Annotated in this window: 16 protein-coding genes; 11 read left to right on the top strand and 5 right to left on the bottom strand. The window is 39.5% G+C overall.

Going from position 1 to position 17,634, the window contains the following annotated elements:
• Window positions 1-41 precede the first annotated feature (41 nt).
• From AC0VYH_RS11060 to AC0VYH_RS11075, 4 genes are all read left to right on the top strand, one after another.
• The gene (locus AC0VYH_RS11060; RefSeq protein ID WP_475367357.1) at window positions 42-1,673 is read left to right on the top strand and encodes a peptide ABC transporter substrate-binding protein; all 1,632 of its coding nucleotides are present in this window, start codon (window positions 42-44) and stop codon (window positions 1,671-1,673) included.
• Window positions 1,674-1,867: 194 nt separating this feature from the next.
• Window positions 1,868-2,968 (top strand): dipeptide epimerase, encoded by a 1,101-nt coding sequence (locus AC0VYH_RS11065; RefSeq protein WP_404682100.1) that lies wholly within the window; start codon window positions 1,868-1,870, stop codon window positions 2,966-2,968.
• The gene (locus tag AC0VYH_RS11070) at window positions 2,955-3,863 is read left to right on the top strand and encodes a C40 family peptidase (RefSeq protein ID WP_475368976.1); all 909 of its coding nucleotides are present in this window, start codon (window positions 2,955-2,957) and stop codon (window positions 3,861-3,863) included. The genes AC0VYH_RS11065 and AC0VYH_RS11070 overlap by 14 nt, the downstream gene beginning before the upstream one ends.
• Complete coding sequence (locus AC0VYH_RS11075; protein ID WP_475368977.1) at window positions 3,863-4,651, top strand: serine hydrolase; 789 nt, start codon at window positions 3,863-3,865, stop codon at window positions 4,649-4,651. Before AC0VYH_RS11070 ends, AC0VYH_RS11075 begins: the two co-directional genes overlap by 1 nt.
• Before the next feature lie 65 nt (window positions 4,652-4,716).
• Here AC0VYH_RS11075 and AC0VYH_RS11080 read toward each other — a convergent pair whose 3' ends face one another.
• Window positions 4,717-5,211: a L,D-transpeptidase family protein gene (locus AC0VYH_RS11080; protein ID WP_475373748.1), complete on the bottom strand. Its 495-nt coding sequence runs from the start codon at window positions 5,209-5,211 to the stop codon at window positions 4,717-4,719.
• A gap of 43 nt (window positions 5,212-5,254) precedes the next feature.
• Between AC0VYH_RS11080 and AC0VYH_RS11085 the strand changes: the two genes are divergently transcribed.
• The 7 genes from AC0VYH_RS11085 (at window position 5,255) to AC0VYH_RS11115 (ending at window position 12,554) form a co-directional block, all read left to right on the top strand.
• Entirely contained in the window at window positions 5,255-5,755 is a 501-nt protein-coding gene (locus tag AC0VYH_RS11085) for a metallophosphoesterase family protein (protein WP_430246350.1), read from the top strand.
• Between the two features lie 118 nt (window positions 5,756-5,873).
• Window positions 5,874-7,376, top strand: a complete 1,503-nt coding sequence (locus AC0VYH_RS11090; RefSeq protein WP_475373749.1) for a phytoene desaturase family protein — start codon at window positions 5,874-5,876, stop codon at window positions 7,374-7,376.
• Window positions 7,373-8,809, top strand: a complete 1,437-nt coding sequence (locus AC0VYH_RS11095; protein WP_430246354.1) for a phytoene desaturase family protein — start codon at window positions 7,373-7,375, stop codon at window positions 8,807-8,809. Before AC0VYH_RS11090 ends, AC0VYH_RS11095 begins: the two co-directional genes overlap by 4 nt.
• A gap of 7 nt (window positions 8,810-8,816) precedes the next feature.
• The gene (locus AC0VYH_RS11100; RefSeq protein ID WP_430246356.1) at window positions 8,817-9,653 is read left to right on the top strand and encodes a phytoene/squalene synthase family protein; all 837 of its coding nucleotides are present in this window, start codon (window positions 8,817-8,819) and stop codon (window positions 9,651-9,653) included.
• Between the two features lie 247 nt (window positions 9,654-9,900).
• Window positions 9,901-10,479, top strand: a complete 579-nt coding sequence (locus AC0VYH_RS11105) for a GNAT family N-acetyltransferase (RefSeq protein WP_475368979.1) — start codon at window positions 9,901-9,903, stop codon at window positions 10,477-10,479.
• 52 nt (window positions 10,480-10,531) lie between these two features.
• Window positions 10,532-11,464 (top strand): alpha/beta hydrolase, encoded by a 933-nt coding sequence (locus AC0VYH_RS11110; protein ID WP_430246360.1) that lies wholly within the window; start codon window positions 10,532-10,534, stop codon window positions 11,462-11,464.
• Between the two features lie 340 nt (window positions 11,465-11,804).
• The gene (locus AC0VYH_RS11115; protein ID WP_475367364.1) at window positions 11,805-12,554 is read left to right on the top strand and encodes an AAA family ATPase; all 750 of its coding nucleotides are present in this window, start codon (window positions 11,805-11,807) and stop codon (window positions 12,552-12,554) included.
• A 145-nt stretch (window positions 12,555-12,699) separates the two neighbouring features.
• Here AC0VYH_RS11115 and AC0VYH_RS11120 read toward each other — a convergent pair whose 3' ends face one another.
• Genes AC0VYH_RS11120 through AC0VYH_RS11135 form a run of 4 tightly spaced genes read right to left on the bottom strand, consistent with a single transcriptional unit; the run spans window position 12,700 to window position 17,616 of the window.
• A complete protein-coding gene (locus AC0VYH_RS11120; RefSeq protein WP_475367365.1) occupies window positions 12,700-14,163 on the bottom strand; it encodes a phytoene desaturase family protein in 1,464 nt (487 codons plus the stop codon).
• Window positions 14,160-15,281, bottom strand: a complete 1,122-nt coding sequence (locus AC0VYH_RS11125) for a glycosyltransferase family 2 protein (protein WP_475367366.1) — start codon at window positions 15,279-15,281, stop codon at window positions 14,160-14,162. Before AC0VYH_RS11125 ends, AC0VYH_RS11120 begins: the two co-directional genes overlap by 4 nt.
• Window positions 15,281-16,093, bottom strand: coding sequence for a carotenoid biosynthesis protein (locus tag AC0VYH_RS11130; protein ID WP_430246368.1), 813 nt, complete (start codon window positions 16,091-16,093; stop codon window positions 15,281-15,283). Before AC0VYH_RS11130 ends, AC0VYH_RS11125 begins: the two co-directional genes overlap by 1 nt.
• Window positions 16,094-16,110: 17 nt before the next feature.
• Entirely contained in the window at window positions 16,111-17,616 is a 1,506-nt protein-coding gene (locus AC0VYH_RS11135) for a phytoene desaturase family protein (RefSeq protein WP_475367368.1), read from the bottom strand.
• Between the last annotated feature and the right edge of the window lie 18 nt (window positions 17,617-17,634).

Consider the following 17,634-nt stretch of genomic DNA (forward strand, 5'->3'; position numbering starts at 1 on the left):
CGATGAGTTTTCACTGATACAAATACTAAGGGGGAATTTTTTTGAAGAAGATTATTACAATGCTACTTTCTCTAGTGCTACTTATTAGCATCGTTGGTTGTACAACTACGGAAAATAGTTCATCAGAATCAAATTCAGGAAATGATGATGCAAAGCAAGAGGATGGAGCGAAAGTACTGAAGTTAAACAATGGAAGTGAACCAACATCATTTGATCCACCAATTGGTTTTGATAGCGTTTCGTGGAACGCTTTAAACAATTTAATGGAAGGTATGACGCGTCTAGATAAGGAAGATCAGCCACAGCCTGCCGCTGCTAAAGAGTGGGATCTTTCAGAAGATGGCAAAACATATACTTTCCACCTTCGTGAAGATGCCAAGTGGTCTAACGGAGAGCCTGTTACAGCGGAAGATTTTGAATATGCTTGGAAGCGTCTAGCGAATCCTGATACGGCTTCACCTGCAGCTTTTCTTGCTTATTTTATTGAAGGCGCAGAGGCATTTAACACTGGAGATGGATCAGAAGAAGATATGTTGGTAAAAGCTGTGGACGAAACAACACTTGAGGTAACTCTTGAAAGTCCAGTAGCCTATTTCCCTAGTGTTATTTCAAACCCAGCTTTCTTCCCTGTTCATAAAGCAACAGTAGAAGAAAATCCGGAATGGCATACAGAAGCTGATTCGTATGTAAGTAATGGTCCTTTTAAACTAACGAAATGGGAACATGATTCAAAATTCGAATTTAGTAAGAATGAAAATTATTGGGATGCTGCAAATGTAAAGCTCGATAAAGTAGATTGGGCTATGGTTGATGACACGAATACAGAATATCAAATGTACAAAACTGGTGAACTTCATACTTCTGATGTACCAGCTGACTTAAGTGAAGAGCTTTTCAGTGATGGACAAGCTCAGGTTGAAGATCAGTCAGGAACATACTTCTATCGCTTTAATCTTGAAATGGAGCCATTCCAAAATGAAAATATTAGAAAAGCATTTGCTATGGCAGTCGATCAGCAGAAAATCGTGGAATTTGTTACAAAAAATGAAGAGAAGCCAGCAAATGGCTTTGTGGCGTATGGGTTTGAAGATGCAGCAGGCGGCGACTTCAGAGAGGTTGGCGGTGATCTTGTAACCAATGATGCTGATCAAGCAAAAGAACTACTAGAAAAAGGCATGGAAGAAGAAGGTTATGATGAGCTTCCTGCCGTAACATTAACGTATAACACGAGTGATGATCACAAAAAGATTGCTGAAACTCTTCAACAAATGTACAAAGAAGTTCTTGGTGTTGATGTAGAGCTTGCCAATCAGGAATGGAACGTATTCTCTGATGAACAAAAGCAATTAAACTTACAGTTCTCAAGGAGTTCTTTCCTTGCAGATTATGCTGATCCAATCAACTTCCTTGAAAGTTTCCAATCTGGGCACTCTATGAATCGTACTGGCTGGAGTAATGAAGAATACGATTCCTTAATTGCACAGGCGAAAGAAGAAACAGATGAAGCTAAACGATTTGAATACATGCATGATGCTGAAGCACTCTTGTTCGAAGAGATGCCAATCTTCCCGATTCATTTCTACAATCAGGTTTATCTTCAGAATGAAGATGTGACGGGAATTGTACGTCATCCTGTTGGCTATATGGAATTGAAATGGGCAGATATGAAGTAATACAGTTGAGCCTGGTGATACGAAAACCAGGCTCTTTTTTTCTGTCATTATACGATATTGGCAAAAGGGCTATAGTTTTACACGCATCATTGATAGAATTAGCTTGAGCTATGCATCACACACTTGAGACTATCTATCTCGTAACACTAGGCATTACATATGATGAAACTATGAATATTTTAAAGGAGATATCTATGAAGATTACTAATATTGAAACGTTTTCTGTATCCGTTCCGTTAAAGAAACCTTTTAAAACGGCGCTTCGTACAGTGACAAATGCCGAAGCGATCATTGTAAAAATAACAGCTGGGGAATACGTCGGTTATGGAGAAGCACCTCCAACAGTCGTCATTACTGGTGAAAGTCTTGCTAGTATTGATTCGGCCATTCAACATGTCGTGAAGCCGAAATTGGTTGGAATGGATTTAACGGAATATGAATCCGTCATGTACACTCTACAGAAATCAATGATTGGAAATACGAGCGCAAAGGCAGCAGTTGATATGGCTATTTATGATCTATTGGCTAAGCGAAGTCAACTCCCTCTTTATCAATTTCTTGGAGGATATCGGAATGCCCTGGAAACAGACTACACCGTTAGTGTAAACGAACCTGTAGAGATGGCAACTGACGCTGTTCAATACATAAAAGATGGGTTTTCAATTTTGAAAGTAAAGGTAGGCAAAGACACCATTCAAAACGACTTAAGTCGAATCAAAGAAATTAGAAAGCGCGTTCAAAACGATGCCGTTATTCGTCTTGACGCCAATCAGGGGTGGACAGCTAAGGAAGCAATTTATGCCATTCGAAAAATGGAGGATGAAGGTCTTAACATCGAATTAGTTGAACAGCCCGTTCATGCGAAAGATATTGAAGGTCTAAGAAAAGTGACTGATGCTGTCTACACCCCAATTATGGCAGATGAAAGCGTGTTTTCACCTGAGGACGCACTTAAAGTAATCATCACCCGAGCAAGTGACCTTATTAATATTAAATTAATGAAGTCTGGCGGTATCCATCAAGCATTAAAGATTAACGCGTTAGCGGAGAGTGCTGGAATGGAGTGTATGGTAGGAAGTATGATTGAATCACGAGTCGGTATAACTGCCGCCGCACACCTTGCTGCTAGCCAACGAAATATAACGAGGTTTGATTTCGATGCGCCACTGATGCTTGATTACGATCTTGTGAATGGCGGGGTTCAATATACTAAAAATATGATGACGTTTACTGAAGATTATGGTTTAGGAATTCACTATGTAGAAAAGGGTGGGATTACAGTTGGAATGGACTAAAAAAACAATTGCCGTAGCCGTAGCAACGTTATGGACAACTCCGGAGAAGGCAAGGACAATTGATCATAATGCTCTAACCAATCCAGTGAAATTAACAGAATGGTTGGAACCATTGTCTTATTCGAATAGATTGGAACTGTGCGATAATAACCACGTTCAATCCCAAGTTTTGTACGGGGAAGAGGTCTTAGTTTTAGATCAGCGAGGAAATTGGTCTTATGTACTCGTCCCTTCACAACCCTCTTCAAAAGATGAAAGAGGCTATCCTGGATGGATTCCAACGATCCAACTTTCTGAAAATGTACCAGGAGTATTTACTGAAGTTGTAGCTACAAATAAGCATGGTGTTCAATTTACAACTCAAAATGGAAAAAGTGAAATGCGATTAAGTTATCAAACGATCCTTCCTGTTTTAGAAGAGCGTGAACGAACTTACCTTGTCTGGACTCCACATGGAGAGGTGATTTTGAACAAAGAAGACGTTACGACTCGTCCAACAAATGGCCCATTTGGAACAGGCTTAGACCTTGTTCGCGAAGCTGAACAATTTATTGGTCTCCTCTATTTATGGGGAGGTATGTCATCTTATGGATATGACTGCTCTGGATTTAGTTACAATATGGCTAGAACTATTGGCTGTACGATTCCGCGAGATGCCCATGATCAGTTAAAGAGTGGAACGCTAGTAGAAGAAGGTGACTGGCAAAGAGGTGATCTTCTCTTTTTTGCTTATGAGCACGGAAAGGGATCTGTGCATCATGTAGGCATATATTACGGTGGAGGAAAAATGATTCATTCTCCTAGCACTGGACGCTTTATAGAAATTACCCCTCTTAAAGGTACGCTCTATGAGGAAGAACTTTGTGGCGTTTGCCGCTACTGGGAGACGAATTAATGCAGTTTGAACAAGTAAAAGAGAAAATTATAGCATGTTTCCAGGGTCTTGAAGGAAACCAATCCGTGTATGTATCAACGCCTGATGGAGAATTAACTCATCATGAGGATCAGCCTGTATCATCAGCTAGTATTATTAAAATTGCTATTATGCTGGAAGCTTTAAGACAAGTGGATAGAAGTGCACTCACATTAGATCAAGTAGTAGAGATTGAAGATGTCAATCGAGTCGAAGGCGCTGGTGTGATCTACCATCTAGGTAAAGAACTCGAATGGAGACTGACTGATCTGATTCATCTGATGATTATTTCTTCTGATAATACAGCTACAAATCAGTTAATTGATTTAGTCGGCATAGCGAATATTAATCATACTATGAAAGGAGCGGGGGCCTTTCATTCAAAGCTAATGAGGAAAATGATGGACCGAGAAGCCGTCAAAGCTGGAAAAGATAATATGATGAGTGGAAAAGATACTTATTTACTATTAAATCAACTAGTTGAACAACACCTTCTATCAAACTCATCTATGAAATGGGCGATAGACGTTTTGCTTCAGCAGCAATTTAAGGATAAGTTTACAAGTAAGATTTCTACCCTAAAGAAAAACACGCTTGCTCATAAAACTGGTGAACTTGCAGGAGTGGAGCATGACGCGGGTATTTTATTTACATCAAGAGGTCCGGTTATCTATGCTTTTTTAACAGCTGGATTGCTAGAAAACCGGTACGGAAGAGATGCTATTGCGAATGCGGGTCGGTTACTTTATGACTTTTATAAAGAAGACTGAAACGATGAATGAAATGAACAAAAGCGCCGTTTGTAGACGGCGTTTTTGTTTTGCAATAATCCAAATTAAGGACCAATTGAAACGGCCGTTCCAATTGGAATCGTATTTGCAAGTTCTTCGACATCTCGGTTATACATTCGTATGCATCCTTTCGATACATATTTCCCAATAGAGGAAGGATCATTTGTCCCGTGTATACCATAATGTATTTTAGAAATACTCATCCACATCGTACCGAATGGTCCGCCGGGGTTTGGAGCTTTGTTAATGATAATAAATTTTCCAGTTGGCGTATCGTGAAGCATACGCCCCACACCAACAGGGTATACCTTTACAGTAGATCCATTTTTTTGAAGTGTAAGCGTTCGCTGTGTAAGAGATACATAAATGGTATATGGAAGTGTTGCAGGGTCAGGGTATCCAGGGATTTGGATAAGCTGGCCTGGATAGATAAGATTAGGGTTTTGTATGGAATTTGCCCTTATGATTTCAGTGACTGGAACTCGGTAATCCCCACTAATAGAAGATAATGTTTCACCTGACTTCACCGTATGCTGCAAAAGTAGCCCCCCTAGCGCTATTAAATGAAAGGAATGAATACTAATGAACGTCGTTATCGTTTCAGATACACATATGCCACGGATGGCGAAAGAGCTTCCCAAAGCACTAAAAAATGAGCTGTACCATGCAGAACTCATTATTCATGTAGGTGATTGGCAAACACAGGCAGTTTACGAAGAATTAAAGTCATTTGCGCCTATTAAAGGAGTTTATGGAAACGTCGACGAAGCTTTTTTTAATAATAAGTTTAATGAAAAACTCATATTGAATTTAGAATCTCATCGAATCGGCATTACGCATGGTCACGGTAAAGGTAAAACAACAGAACAAAGAGCCGTTTCTCAATTTCAAGATGATGATGTCGAATTAATTCTCTTTGGTCACTCCCATATACCTCTTCATAAAGAATATGATGGGAAGGTCATTTTTAACCCTGGATCACCTACTGATAAGCGGAGACAAGCTCGATATTCATTCGGAAAACTTACTATTGAACGAAATAAACCTCTCCACATTGAACATGTTTTCTTTAATGAAAAATAGGGCAATACGTTAATTAGATGGTTTTGTGCATAAATTGTTGAACAAAATAGCGTTAATATGTATAATGTTTGTATAATATATGTGCGAAGTTTCATATGCGGATGGAAGGGGAAAAATGATGCCAACAACAAAACGAGTCATCGTAATCGGTGCAGGTCCGGGAGGGCTTACAGCTGCTATGCTTCTAGCGAGCAAAGGACATTCGGTTACAGTTTATGAGAAACAATCCTATGTGGGGGGGCGAACTTCTGGATTTGAGCGAAGTGGCTACCGCTTTGACAGAGGACCAACCTTCCTTAATATGCCGCATATTCTCGAAAAAATGTTCGAGGAATCTGGACGTAATGTCCATGACTATATCGACTTAATTGAAATCGATCCAATGTACGAATTGAAATTCGATGATGTTTCCTTTTATCCAACGCGTGACCAGGATGAAATGGTTAGAAGAATCGAAGAGACATTTCCTGGAGACGGTGAAGGGTATAGACGTTTTATGAAAGAAGAGAAAGAAAAATTCGAAGCGCTCATGCCTATTCTTCAAAATAAGCATGATTCACTTCTTGATTATGGTAGATGGCGGTTTGTGAAGGCTTTACCTAAATTGACGGTGACAGATAGTGTTTACAAGCGACTTTCCCATTATTTCGATGATGAGCGTTTAAGGCTATCCTTTACTTTCCAGGCAAAATACCTTGGAATGTCACCGTGGGAGTGTCCAGGTGCTTTTACGATTCTTTCTTATATGGAACATGCTTACGGCATTTTTCATCCGATTGGCGGATTGAGTCAAATTCCAGAAGCTATGGCCAGGGTTATTAAGGAAGAGGGCGGCGAAGTTCATACGAATAAAGGTGTGAAGCAGCTCTTACTTGATGGGAAGACAGTGAAAGGTGTGGAACTTGAAGATGGTACGACGGATTATGCCGATGAAGTCATTATAAATGCTGACTTCGCACATGCTGTAAATCATCTCATTCCATCTGGTTCTGTAAAAAAATATACACCTAAAAAAATGGAACAGAAAAAATATTCTTGCTCAGCCTTTATGCTATACCTTGGTGTAGATAAAAAGTACGACTTACCGCATCACTCTATTATCTTCTCCTCTGATTATAAAAAGAACGTAGAAGAGCTTACTAAGAAGAAAATTCTATCAGAAGATCCTTCCATTTATGTACAAAATGCTTCCGTTACTGACGATACTCTTGCTCCAGAAGGTAAATCTTCCATTTATATCCTTGCTCCAGTACCGAATAACTTTAGTTTAGTTGATTGGGAAGAACGTAAGGATGAATTTAGAAGATTAGTTCTTGATCAGCTTGAACAAAGAACGGAATTTAAGGATATTGAAAAGCATATCGAAGTTGAGGAAATGTACACGCCAACGGATTGGGAGATGGATTTAAATGTTTATAAAGGAGCCACATTTAATTTAGCTCATAATCTTCCTCAAATGATGTACTTCCGTCCACCTAACCAATTTAAAGAATTAAATCATTGCTGGCTTGTTGGTGGAGGAACTCACCCGGGGAGTGGACTTCCAACAATTATGGAATCTGCACGCATCACGAGCAGAATGCTTCATGAACAAGCAGCGCTTTTGGAGAGTGCGAAATGACGATTGGTATAGTAGGTGGAGGCATAGGTGGCATGCTTTCCGCGCTACTCCTTTCACAAAAAGGCTACAACGTTGAGCTGCATGAAAAAGCGCCTACGCTTGGAGGTAGACTTTCATTTGTTGAACGAGATGGGTTCAAGATCGACAAAGGCCCTACGATCGTGCTTCTTCCAGAGATGATCTATGAGTTTTTGGATAAAGCGGGAGTTCCTCGTGAGGAAGTTGAGATGGTAAGGTGTGATCCACTATATCGCATGATTTATCCAGACGGTTCTACTTTTACGAAAACAAGTGATATCGAGAAGCAGCTGGAAGAGATCACTCGAATGTTTCCTGGAGAAGAGCAACATTTTCTTTCTTATCTTGAAGATATGCGCGTTCGATTTAAGAAAGGAAAGGCGGCTTTTCTCGAACAGTCTTTTATTAATAGAAAAGATTTCTTTACTCCAAGTAATATGAAGCTTTTACTCGAGCTTAAAGCTTACCAGTCTGTTCAATCTCAAGTATCTAATTATTTTAATGATGAACGGTTGCAAGACGCCTTTGCCCTACAAACGCTTTATATTGGTGGAAATCCATCTGCTTCACCAGCACTTTATTCTTTAGTTCCTTTTAGCGAATATGAACATGGCATCTGGTATTTAAAAGGTGGCTATGCAAGCTTGATTACTGTATTAGAAAAACATCTTCGTCTTCAAAACGTAACGGTTCATTTAGAATCTAACGTGGAAGAATTACTCATTGATGGGAAGACATGTAGAGGAATTCGTACTACAAGTGGAGAACATTATTATGATAAAGTAGTGTACAATGGAGATTTCCCTATGATCAAGAATCTGATAAAAAAAGAGAAAGTTCCTCGGAAGAAATACAAAGCCTCCTCAGGTTGTCTACTCCTCTATATGGGGCTTGATCGTGTATATGATAATGCTGATGTTCATCAATTTTTTATGACAAATGACTTTACATCCCATATGAAGGACGTTTTTCAAGGTGGTAAATTGACAGACCAACCGGCTATTTACACGTTCCATCCTTCTCTCATTGATGAAACGCTAGCACCTCCTGGTAAAGGCGTGCTATACGTGCTGATCCCCGTACCATCAGGTGAAGCAGTCGAATGGGATGAAAAGGAAAACGTTGCATCAAAAATGATTGAACTTCTTGAAACAAGAGGTTTTCCAGGTTTAAAAGAATCTATAGAGTGGTTAGAAATTCGCACACCTGCTGATGCAGAAGTGGAAGGCTTATATAAAGGGGGGAGCTTCGGTATCGCCCCAACGCTTACACAATCAGGCGCTTTTAGACCACAAGTGAAACCTTTTAAATTTGAAAACCTTTATGCGGTGGGAGCATCGATCCATCCTGGAGGTGGCATCCCAATCGTTATGCAGGGGGCGGATCTTCTTGTAAAAGAAATTGAAAGGGTGTGAACGAGAGATGCTCGAACAAGCCTATGCTCACTGTGAAGCCATTATTAAACATCATTCCAAAACGTTTTACAAAGCGTTTTCTTTATTGCCTTCTTCAAAGAAGAAAGCAGTCTGGGCTGTTTATGGTTTTTGCAGGCAGGTTGATGACATCATTGATGAAGGCACAGATCCTGAAGCAGAATTAAAGGTCTTTCGTTCTGAATTTGCCTCTTTTCTAAAAGGTGAAATACCAAAAACTGATCCTATGTGGCTAGCTCTTGAAGATGTTTTTCGTAATTTCTCCATGGATACGAAAGCTTTTCACGATATGATTGCTGGGCAAGAAATGGACTTATATAAAACGAAGTATTATACGCTTGAGGAACTTGAACATTATTCTTATCATGTGGCAAGCACCGTTGGCCTTATGCTTCTTCCAATTCTTGCTCCAAAAAAGGTAGACGAACTTCGAGAGAGTGCCATAGCGTTAGGTCTTGGCATGCAAATCACGAACATTTTAAGAGATATCTCTGAAGATCTAGACCGAGACCGAATTTATTTGCCAATTGCAGAGATGGAAGCATTAGGTTATGGTGTTGAAGATTTAAGAAGTCGAAGAATGAATGAGGCATTTATCAAAGTTTGGGAAAAGCTTGCTGTTCGAGCTGAAATGCATTACGAAACAGCTTTCTCAGCTATGCATCATTATCCTCTAGATGCTCGCCTTCCAGTGAAAAGCTCAGCGGTTTTTTACAAAGCCATTTTGCAGTCCATTCGTAAAAAAGAGTATAATGTCTTTCACCAGCGAGCATTTGTATCGGAAAAAGAAAAAGAAGCGCTTTTATCGGCGATTGCCGGAAATTAACAAAAAAGCTCTCTTCCAATTGGAGGAGAGCTTTTTGTTATATCCTTAATGTCTTTAAGATTAAGGAATCTAAGCGAAAAGGAGTTGTAACATTTGAGAGAATTTGAAATGATTAGGAGGTAATGAATGTTCTATGCATCATTAGGGGTAATGATCTCTAATTTTTTTCAAAAAGGGTGACGCAAGTAATCAAGAAAGCTATTCTAGAAAGAGCTATGTTATCGACAAAGAAAGGTAGGAAAGCCTGTTGATTTATATTGAGAAGAAGAAAGTAACATTAAGAGAGGCAACATTGGAGGATATTAGTACTTTATACTATTGGAAATATGAAGAGGAGAAGCAAGAAGCAAAAAAATGGAACGGCCCATACATCATTGAGAAGAAGATATCCAAAGTAGAGTACAAGAAAGAGTGGGAGCAACAGCGTGAAATTAGTCTCGGAGTTCCAGATACGTTAGTTATTGAAGCAGACAATAAAGTGATAGGTACAGTGGGATCATACTGGGTTGATAAGTTCACTAACTGGCTTGAAACCGGAATTGTTATTTATGATCCATCTTACTGGAATGGAGGATACGGTTCTGAAGCTTATAGAGAATGGATCCATTTTCTATTTCGATCAACAAAGCTTCATCGACTTGGCATGTCTACCTGGTCTGGGAATGAACGGATGATCAAGGTGGCAGGGAAGGTTGGAATGAAAGAAGAAGCTAGAATAAGAGATGCAAGAATAGTAGAAGGTGTTTACTACGATGCCATCAAAATGGGGATGCTTCGAAGTGAATGGGAGCAACTTCGGTTTAATTGTAAGGCGTTTTGTTTTTGAAGGACTTATGGCATGATAGAGGTAGCTTGCTATTAATCATTTGGGGGAAATTATGAAAAAACGATCTTATACACGTTTATTGAATGAAACGATCACAATTTATGAAGAAAGTGGTAGTTTAAAAGCTTATCAATTTATGAAAGAGCATGCGAAGAATGTGGAAGGCAATCAAGCTCAGCTCTACAATTTTCAATATGCTCTTGCAGCTGCATCTGACCTAAAAAAAGAAGCCCTTGGGATCATGGAGGAAGCCATTATTGATAAGGGATACTGGTATGCGTATGAGTATTTACAAGCGGATGAAGACTTGGATTCCCTCCGTGAGTTTGAAAAGTTTCAAGAATTGGTTCAGCTTTGTAAACAAAGAGAAGAAAAGGCGATGGAACAAGCAAAGCCAGCGTTAACGGTTTTAAATAACGAGGGTGAACAAGAACGTCCCGTTCTTATGGCTGTTCATGGAGATCAAGAGAATGCTGAAATGACCGCTGTAGCTTGGAACCGAACAGCAACGAAAAAGTATAAACTCGCCTTTCCTCAATCATCTCAAATCCAGTTTTCAGATGCTTATGAATGGGAAGACGCTGCTTTAGGGGTACAAGAAATACAGGACCATGTGAATTCCCTTTCCTCTAGAGAAAACTTGATTATTGGAGGTTTTTCAGCAGGATGTCACGTAGCACTTAGAGCGATTCTCGAGCAGCGTATACGTGTGGATGGTTTTATTTTCGTAGCACCATGGATTCCTAATATTGATGAATGGCGAGATACTATCGATTCTTTAAAGAATTCAAATATAAAGGCTTATATCATATGTGGTGAGGAAGATGATGACTGTCTTGAGGGGTCTAAAGCCTTATCCGAGTTGTTGGAAGCTCAAGAGGTTGCACATGAACTGAAAATTATTCAAGGTCTGGATCATGAATACCCGGAGGAGTTCAATGAATGGCTTCACCGAGCTCTGCAATTTATTAATAAAAGGGATTAGGGAAAGACCTTAGATAGAGCCCAGTTTCATTTATTCTAAGTCCGAATTCTTTTTGATCACAAAAGTTCAATCCTCTGGAAGGATGATCGCATGAGAGAACAAATTGGTGAGTGTACAAACTGTCAGAAATTAGTTTATTGCTTGAATGGTTTTCTCGATGGAGTTAGTTGGAATGGTCAGCTATACTGCTTTACTTGCTTTGAAAAACATGAAGGTCAGCCGCCGTCATAGTCTTGATCGATGTAGTGGGATCATACTTTATTCAATAGAAGATTCCTCAAACCTTTTCCAGAATGTGCATAAAGGGTTTCTTAAGTGTTATGACATAAGGGGGAGTCAAGTGAAACTAACGAAAGAGACACAATATATCAGAAGTGTCCGTTTAGAAAAAACTGAAGCCAATGAATTTCCGTTCTCACTACCTGCTGTACAAAGTCTACAGGATGAACTTATCTTTCACCCAAATGTTACGTATATTGTTGGTGAGAATGGAATGGGGAAATCAACGCTGCTAGAAGGGATAGCTGGGACACTAGGTATGAATCCTGAAGGTGGCACGAAGAATTTCAATTTTTCTAGCTATGATTCTCACTCAAATTTGCATCAGTATTTGAAATTAACAAGAGGAGTTCATAGACCAGATGATTCTTTTTTCTTTCGAGCCGAGACGTATTACAATTTAGCTACGAATATTGAAGCATTAGATCAAGAGGGATTTGGTCCGAAAATTATTGATTCTTTTGGAGGGAAATCACTTCATCAACAATCGCACGGAGAGTCTTTTTTTGCTACATTTATGTACCGATTTCAAGGAAGAGGGTTGTACATTTTAGATGAACCCGAAGCGGCGCTCTCACCGATTAGGCAGCTATCGATGTTAACGAGAATACATGAGCTTGTTCAAGAAGGTTCTCAACTAATTATATCGACACACTCACCAATTTTAATGGCATACCCTGAGGCAAGAATCCTACAGCTAAACGCCGATAGCATGAGTGACGTAACGTTAGAAGGAACTGATCATTTTGTGACGATGAAACAATTTTTTGAAGATAAAGATCGCCTGTTGCATCATTTGTTGAAGAATTAAGGGTAAAAGGTGTTCAAACGAAATAATTGATAAATTAAATCGAAAAGTGCCCTCCAAACGCAAGCTTCATTTGGAAGGCACTTTAAATTTGTTTAGATAGTCTACCATAAATGGCGTTCTTTACTGAACAATTTGTACTTGTGCACTAGTGATCTTCGCGTATGATTCGATTCGCCACATTTTTCCCGCTAATGACGACCATTGGAGAACCACCACCAGGATGGGTGCTTCCGCCAGCAAAGTAGATATTCGAGATATCCTTTGATTGATTGGAAGGTCTAAGAAAACTATTTTTTAAAGAATTCGAAGAAATGCCGTAGAGTGCCCCTCTGAAAGCGTGGAAACGTTCTTTAATTTCTTCAGGTCCGATGACCTTCTCCGTGACAAGGTGCTTTCTTATAGGTAATTCATGCTTCTCCAACTTATCATATATTTTCTCTTTATATTCCTCTAAGGAAACTTGGTTATTTTCGGACAGAGGAGGCGCATTTACTAGAATAAAGAGATTATCTCCATCTGGAGAAACAGAAGGGTCTGTTGCTGAAGAATTTGAAATATAGATCGTCGGATCGTCAGGCCATTCTCCTTTAAATAGCGTTTTAAACTCATGACTGTAATTTTGAGCAAAGTATACTTGATGATGTACGAGATTAGGAAGTCTTGTTGATAATCCAGCCATGATGACAAAAGCGGAAATGGAAGGAGATGATCTCTCAATTTTTATATTAGGCATGGATGGTCGCTCTTTCTCATCAACTAATGCTGGATAGGCTTTTAATAAATCGCCATTAATAATAACCTTGTCTACGTTTAATCGATCAGAAGCCGTTTCAATTTGCTTCGCTTTTTTATTTTCAACATGTATTTGATTCACTTCAGTATTTAAGTGAAAAGTAACACCTAGCTGTTTTGCCGCGGTTTCTAGACTTTCAGCAAGTTTGGTGTTTCCCCCTTTAACATAATAAACTCCCTGCACCATCTCAAGGTATCCGATCATCGCAAAAGTAGCTGGCGAGAGAAAGGGGGAGGAACCAATATATGTAGAATAGCGATTAAAAGCTTTTAATAAAAGAGGATGCTGAAAATAGCGTTCATGAAAGTGATTCATTTTCTCAAGCGGTCTCACTTTCATAACCGCACGAAACAATGTAGGAGACAAGTAATCATTCCACTTTGTAAACATCCTCGGAAAGAATGATGATTTGGATAAATGATAGAGTCGTTCAATTTCTTTGAGATATGCGAGATAATGATTCGCTGCAAATGAATCAAGCTTCTGTAGTTGTTCTATCATGAAAGATTCGTCTGTGCTCATCATAAAAGATTGACCATCATAGTCTACATTTCTTGTATGATGGTCGAGCTTCATCCACGTGAAATAATCCCTGGGGTTAAGGTTTGCTTCTTCAAATAAAGAATCAAAAATTTCAGGCATTGTCATTGTGTTTGGCCCGAAATCAAAGTGATGTGTCCCCAGGTTAACAGGCATCATTTTCCCACCTGCGTATTCATTTTTGTCATAAACGTGTACGTTGTATCCTTTGCTAGCTAGCTTAATTGAAGCAGAGAGCCCACCGAGTCCTGCCCCAATAACGGCAATTGTTTTCATGAGTATGTTCTTCCTTTCCAAACATAACCTTTCTGCCTTAAACCTGTGCGCATAGAATGAATCAACAGAGTCATAAACGCGACAGCACTAAGTGGCATGAGGAGCGATAACGTGACTCTTTGATTCGTTCTTAAATCAATCCATGCTTTTTGAAGCACGATTAGGACATAGGGGTAAAAGAGTGCGACTATTAGTGAACCTGTTAATGCTGTATAAAGCCCTGCAAGTAATAAAATAAAAGGGCCGACATAGAAAATACCATAAAAAATAAAGAGGATCCATATTAGGAAACGAGAGCGGCCGAGACCTGGGAAAAGGTTTTTAGTAAAACCATTCCAGACTTCGCGATTTGTTTGATACATATAACAAGTGACCACATTTGTTATATTGGCAAGAATAACTCTTTGTCCTTTTTTCTTAAATGCTTTTGCTAAATCAATATCATCTAGGAGGGTCTCGCGAATCCCTTCATGACCACCAACGTGTTTGTATGATTCCGTATGAACCATTATAAAAGCCCCATGAGCAGCGGTGAAGGAGGGAAGGTTCGTCCAATTAGCTGGTGCTAATGGAAGATGGAAATGAACGACAAAATGCTGAAGTGGTACAAGAAGCTTTTCAAGAAACAAGCTTACAGGAAAAGCAGGAAACCCTGTTATCATGGAAGCCTTCCGCTTTTTCATTAATAAGAGGGCAGCTTGAACCGCATTTGGCGACAGTCTTAAATCTGCATCATTAAACAGTAGGTATTGTCCTTTAGCATGTTCACTTAGCTGGTGACAAGCATATACTTTCCCAGTCCAACCTTCAGGTAGGTCTTTACCACGAATTATCATAAATCGCGGATCATTTTTTGTTCCTTCATACAGTAAATTCAATGTTTGATCACTAGAGTGGTCGTCAAGTAGAAGAAATTCGATATTTTGATATGTGAGCTTTTTTAAGCTTTGAAGGAGTTCCCCTACGTTTCGTTCTTCATCACGAAGAGGGATAAGAATGGATACTCGTCCATTCTCATCCCCCTGAATACTTCGATTTGATAGACGTGGCATGAAGAGTGAATTGATGATCGTCCACAAGACAAACGCTGTAAGAATGCTAATATAGATGAGCAACATTAGACGGTCACCTCTTCCACTTTAGCGTGTCCATTTTGCTTCGCTTTTTTCTTATAGGTAATTAGCAGAAGCAGTGTAGGAATCGATGTTACAAAGACCGCAAGCCAAAGTCCATCAAGTAGTGCAAGGAAAATAAACATACCCATGACCATACCAAATAACATAGCCATTCGATGCTTCCATATAATGAAAGAAGTCCTATTTGGAACCTTATTCCTCATATAGAGAGGATAGAGTAAGGCATGGAAGAAAAGGGATACCCAGAACCAGCCCGTGAAATTTTGGAAAGGAACGTTATAATAAACGCCGTTTCCGTCCCATCCCCAATAACCCTTCACTAAATAGGCGACGGGATCAATGATTAAGTCAATTAAAACGGCAATAAGGGAGCCTACAAGGGAGTAGACGATCCATCTTATGATTCCAGGATTTAGTATTTCGGTCATTTGAAGCGAAAGCACATGGGTAACGGCGATCACCATAATCCAAGCAAAACCAATCCCTATTGGAACGTCAGCTAATTTAAACCCAAAATCACCGGAATAATCATATTTACCAAAGATTAAACCATAATGAACGCCTAAGCCCTCTGCGATCATACTGAAAGCAAAGATAAAGGAGGCTGTTGAAAGCCCCCGCAAAGCCCCAAACGTACGTACAAAATAAAAGCTGCCTAATATTCCACAGAGTATAAGGAAGAAGGCATTTGCCCAGTTAAGAAACGATGGAAGTAGGTCGAAGCCAACAAGGATCAACCCACAGCAGTACCAAAAAATAAATAGTCGAAAGATTACGTTATCCCATTTCATCATGTTGCGAAGTCCCTTTCTTAGCCAGTTTGTTCATCTTTCAATTTCTGATCTTCAGCAATTAAATCTGCAGTTAACTGACCTGAAAGTGTAACCATTGGTACACCACCACCTGGATGTGTTGAACCGCCTACAAAGTACAGATTATCAATTAGTGAACTTCTAGATGGTATTTTAAAACCACCGTTTACTTTACGATCCGTTGCTACACCATAGATAGAGCCGCCGTTAGAACCATATAAATTCTTAATATCATCTGGAATGAACTGATATTCGAATTCAATTGATTCGCGAAGACCTGTCATACCCATTCGTTCTAATTTATCTAGGACGATTTCACGGTATCTACCGCGATGTTTCTCAAAGCTCTCACCAGGCTCTAATGGTGGAACATGTGTTAAGACAAAGAGATTTTCTTTTCCTGCCGGTGCCTGAGTAGGGTCAGATTTTGATGAGACACCAATATAGACCGTTGGATCGTCAGCAGGGACCCCTTCATCAAATATTTGTTTGAATTCTAACTCGGGATCTTTCGAGAAGAAAAAGTTGTGGTGTTGAAGGTGATCAAACGTCTTATTTACACCAAGTAACAACACAAGGCCTGAAACGGTAGGAGTATATTTTTTCAATTCATCTTTCACTTTTTCAGCACCAGGCTCTCCTTTAAGAAGCGTCTCGTGGGCAGGGATGCCTTCAAGATTACTAACGATTAAGTCTGCCTCCATCATCGTCCCATTCGCAAGTTTTACACCAGCTGCTTTTTTGTTTACGGTGAGAATCTCAGCGACCTCTGTATTGACTTGTACGTCCACACCTAGCTCATCAAGTAGCTTAAGCATTCCTTCTGCTATGTTATACATACCGCCTTCAACATAATAAATACCAAGGCCAAGCTGCACATAAACAAGTTGTGAAAGAATGGCAGGGGAATGATAAGGTGATGAGCCAATATACATAATAAAGAAGTTAAAGAGCTGCTGAAGATGTTTATCATCCAGATATTTTTCCGTTGCCTGATTCATTGATTTCATAGGGTTCATTGTGAGAAGATCTTTAAATGAATGCAGTTTTTGCAAATCTTGAATGCCTGACAAGCTTTTTTTGTAAAAGCTTTTTAAGCTTAAATCGAACATCGTTTTGCAATAATCTAAATAGGAGAGGAAGTTGGAATAATCTTTCTCTGAGCGCTTATGTACTTCAGATAACATAACAGCAATATCACTTGTTACATCAATCTGGGCGCCATCTTCGAAGAAAGTTCTCCATTGAGGTTCAATACGTTTAATGGTCATATAATCGTTTACATTTCGGTTTGCGCTTTTGAATAGTTTCTCAAGGACCCAAGGCATTGTTAGAATGGAAGGACCCGTATCGAATTTAAACCCTTGGCCAGAACGTTTGTTTAATTTGCCGCCAGCGCGCTCATTTTTTTCCAGTACGGTAACTTGATGTCCATCGGCTGCCAGACGAATAGCTGCCGAAAGACCTCCTAGTCCAGCACCAATAACGATTGTTTTTTTGCTCATTCCATCTCCTCCTTCATC

Source organism: Anaerobacillus sp. QJM3NY_32, from assembly GCF_056173645.1.

Bases quoted from the DNA above. Each gene is read 5' to 3' on its own strand.
- AC0VYH_RS11065 (WP_404682100.1), top strand. From the start codon at position 1,868: ATGAAGATTACTAATATTGAAACGTTTTCTGTATCCGTTCCGTTAAAG.
- AC0VYH_RS11075 (WP_475368977.1), top strand. From the start codon at position 3,863: ATGCAGTTTGAACAAGTAAAAGAGAAAATTATAGCATGTTTCCAGGGT.
- AC0VYH_RS11085 (WP_430246350.1), top strand. From the start codon at position 5,255: ATGAACGTCGTTATCGTTTCAGATACACATATGCCACGGATGGCGAAA.
- AC0VYH_RS11090 (WP_475373749.1), top strand. From the start codon at position 5,874: ATGCCAACAACAAAACGAGTCATCGTAATCGGTGCAGGTCCGGGAGGG.
- AC0VYH_RS11095 (WP_430246354.1), top strand. From the start codon at position 7,373: ATGACGATTGGTATAGTAGGTGGAGGCATAGGTGGCATGCTTTCCGCG.
- AC0VYH_RS11100 (WP_430246356.1), top strand. From the start codon at position 8,817: ATGCTCGAACAAGCCTATGCTCACTGTGAAGCCATTATTAAACATCAT.
- AC0VYH_RS11110 (WP_430246360.1), top strand. From the start codon at position 10,532: ATGAAAAAACGATCTTATACACGTTTATTGAATGAAACGATCACAATT.
- AC0VYH_RS11120 (WP_475367365.1), bottom strand. From the start codon at position 14,163: ATGAAAACAATTGCCGTTATTGGGGCAGGACTCGGTGGGCTCTCTGCT.
- AC0VYH_RS11125 (WP_475367366.1), bottom strand. From the start codon at position 15,281: ATGTTGCTCATCTATATTAGCATTCTTACAGCGTTTGTCTTGTGGACG.
- AC0VYH_RS11130 (WP_430246368.1), bottom strand. From the start codon at position 16,093: ATGATGAAATGGGATAACGTAATCTTTCGACTATTTATTTTTTGGTAC.
- AC0VYH_RS11135 (WP_475367368.1), bottom strand. From the start codon at position 17,616: ATGAGCAAAAAAACAATCGTTATTGGTGCTGGACTAGGAGGTCTTTCG.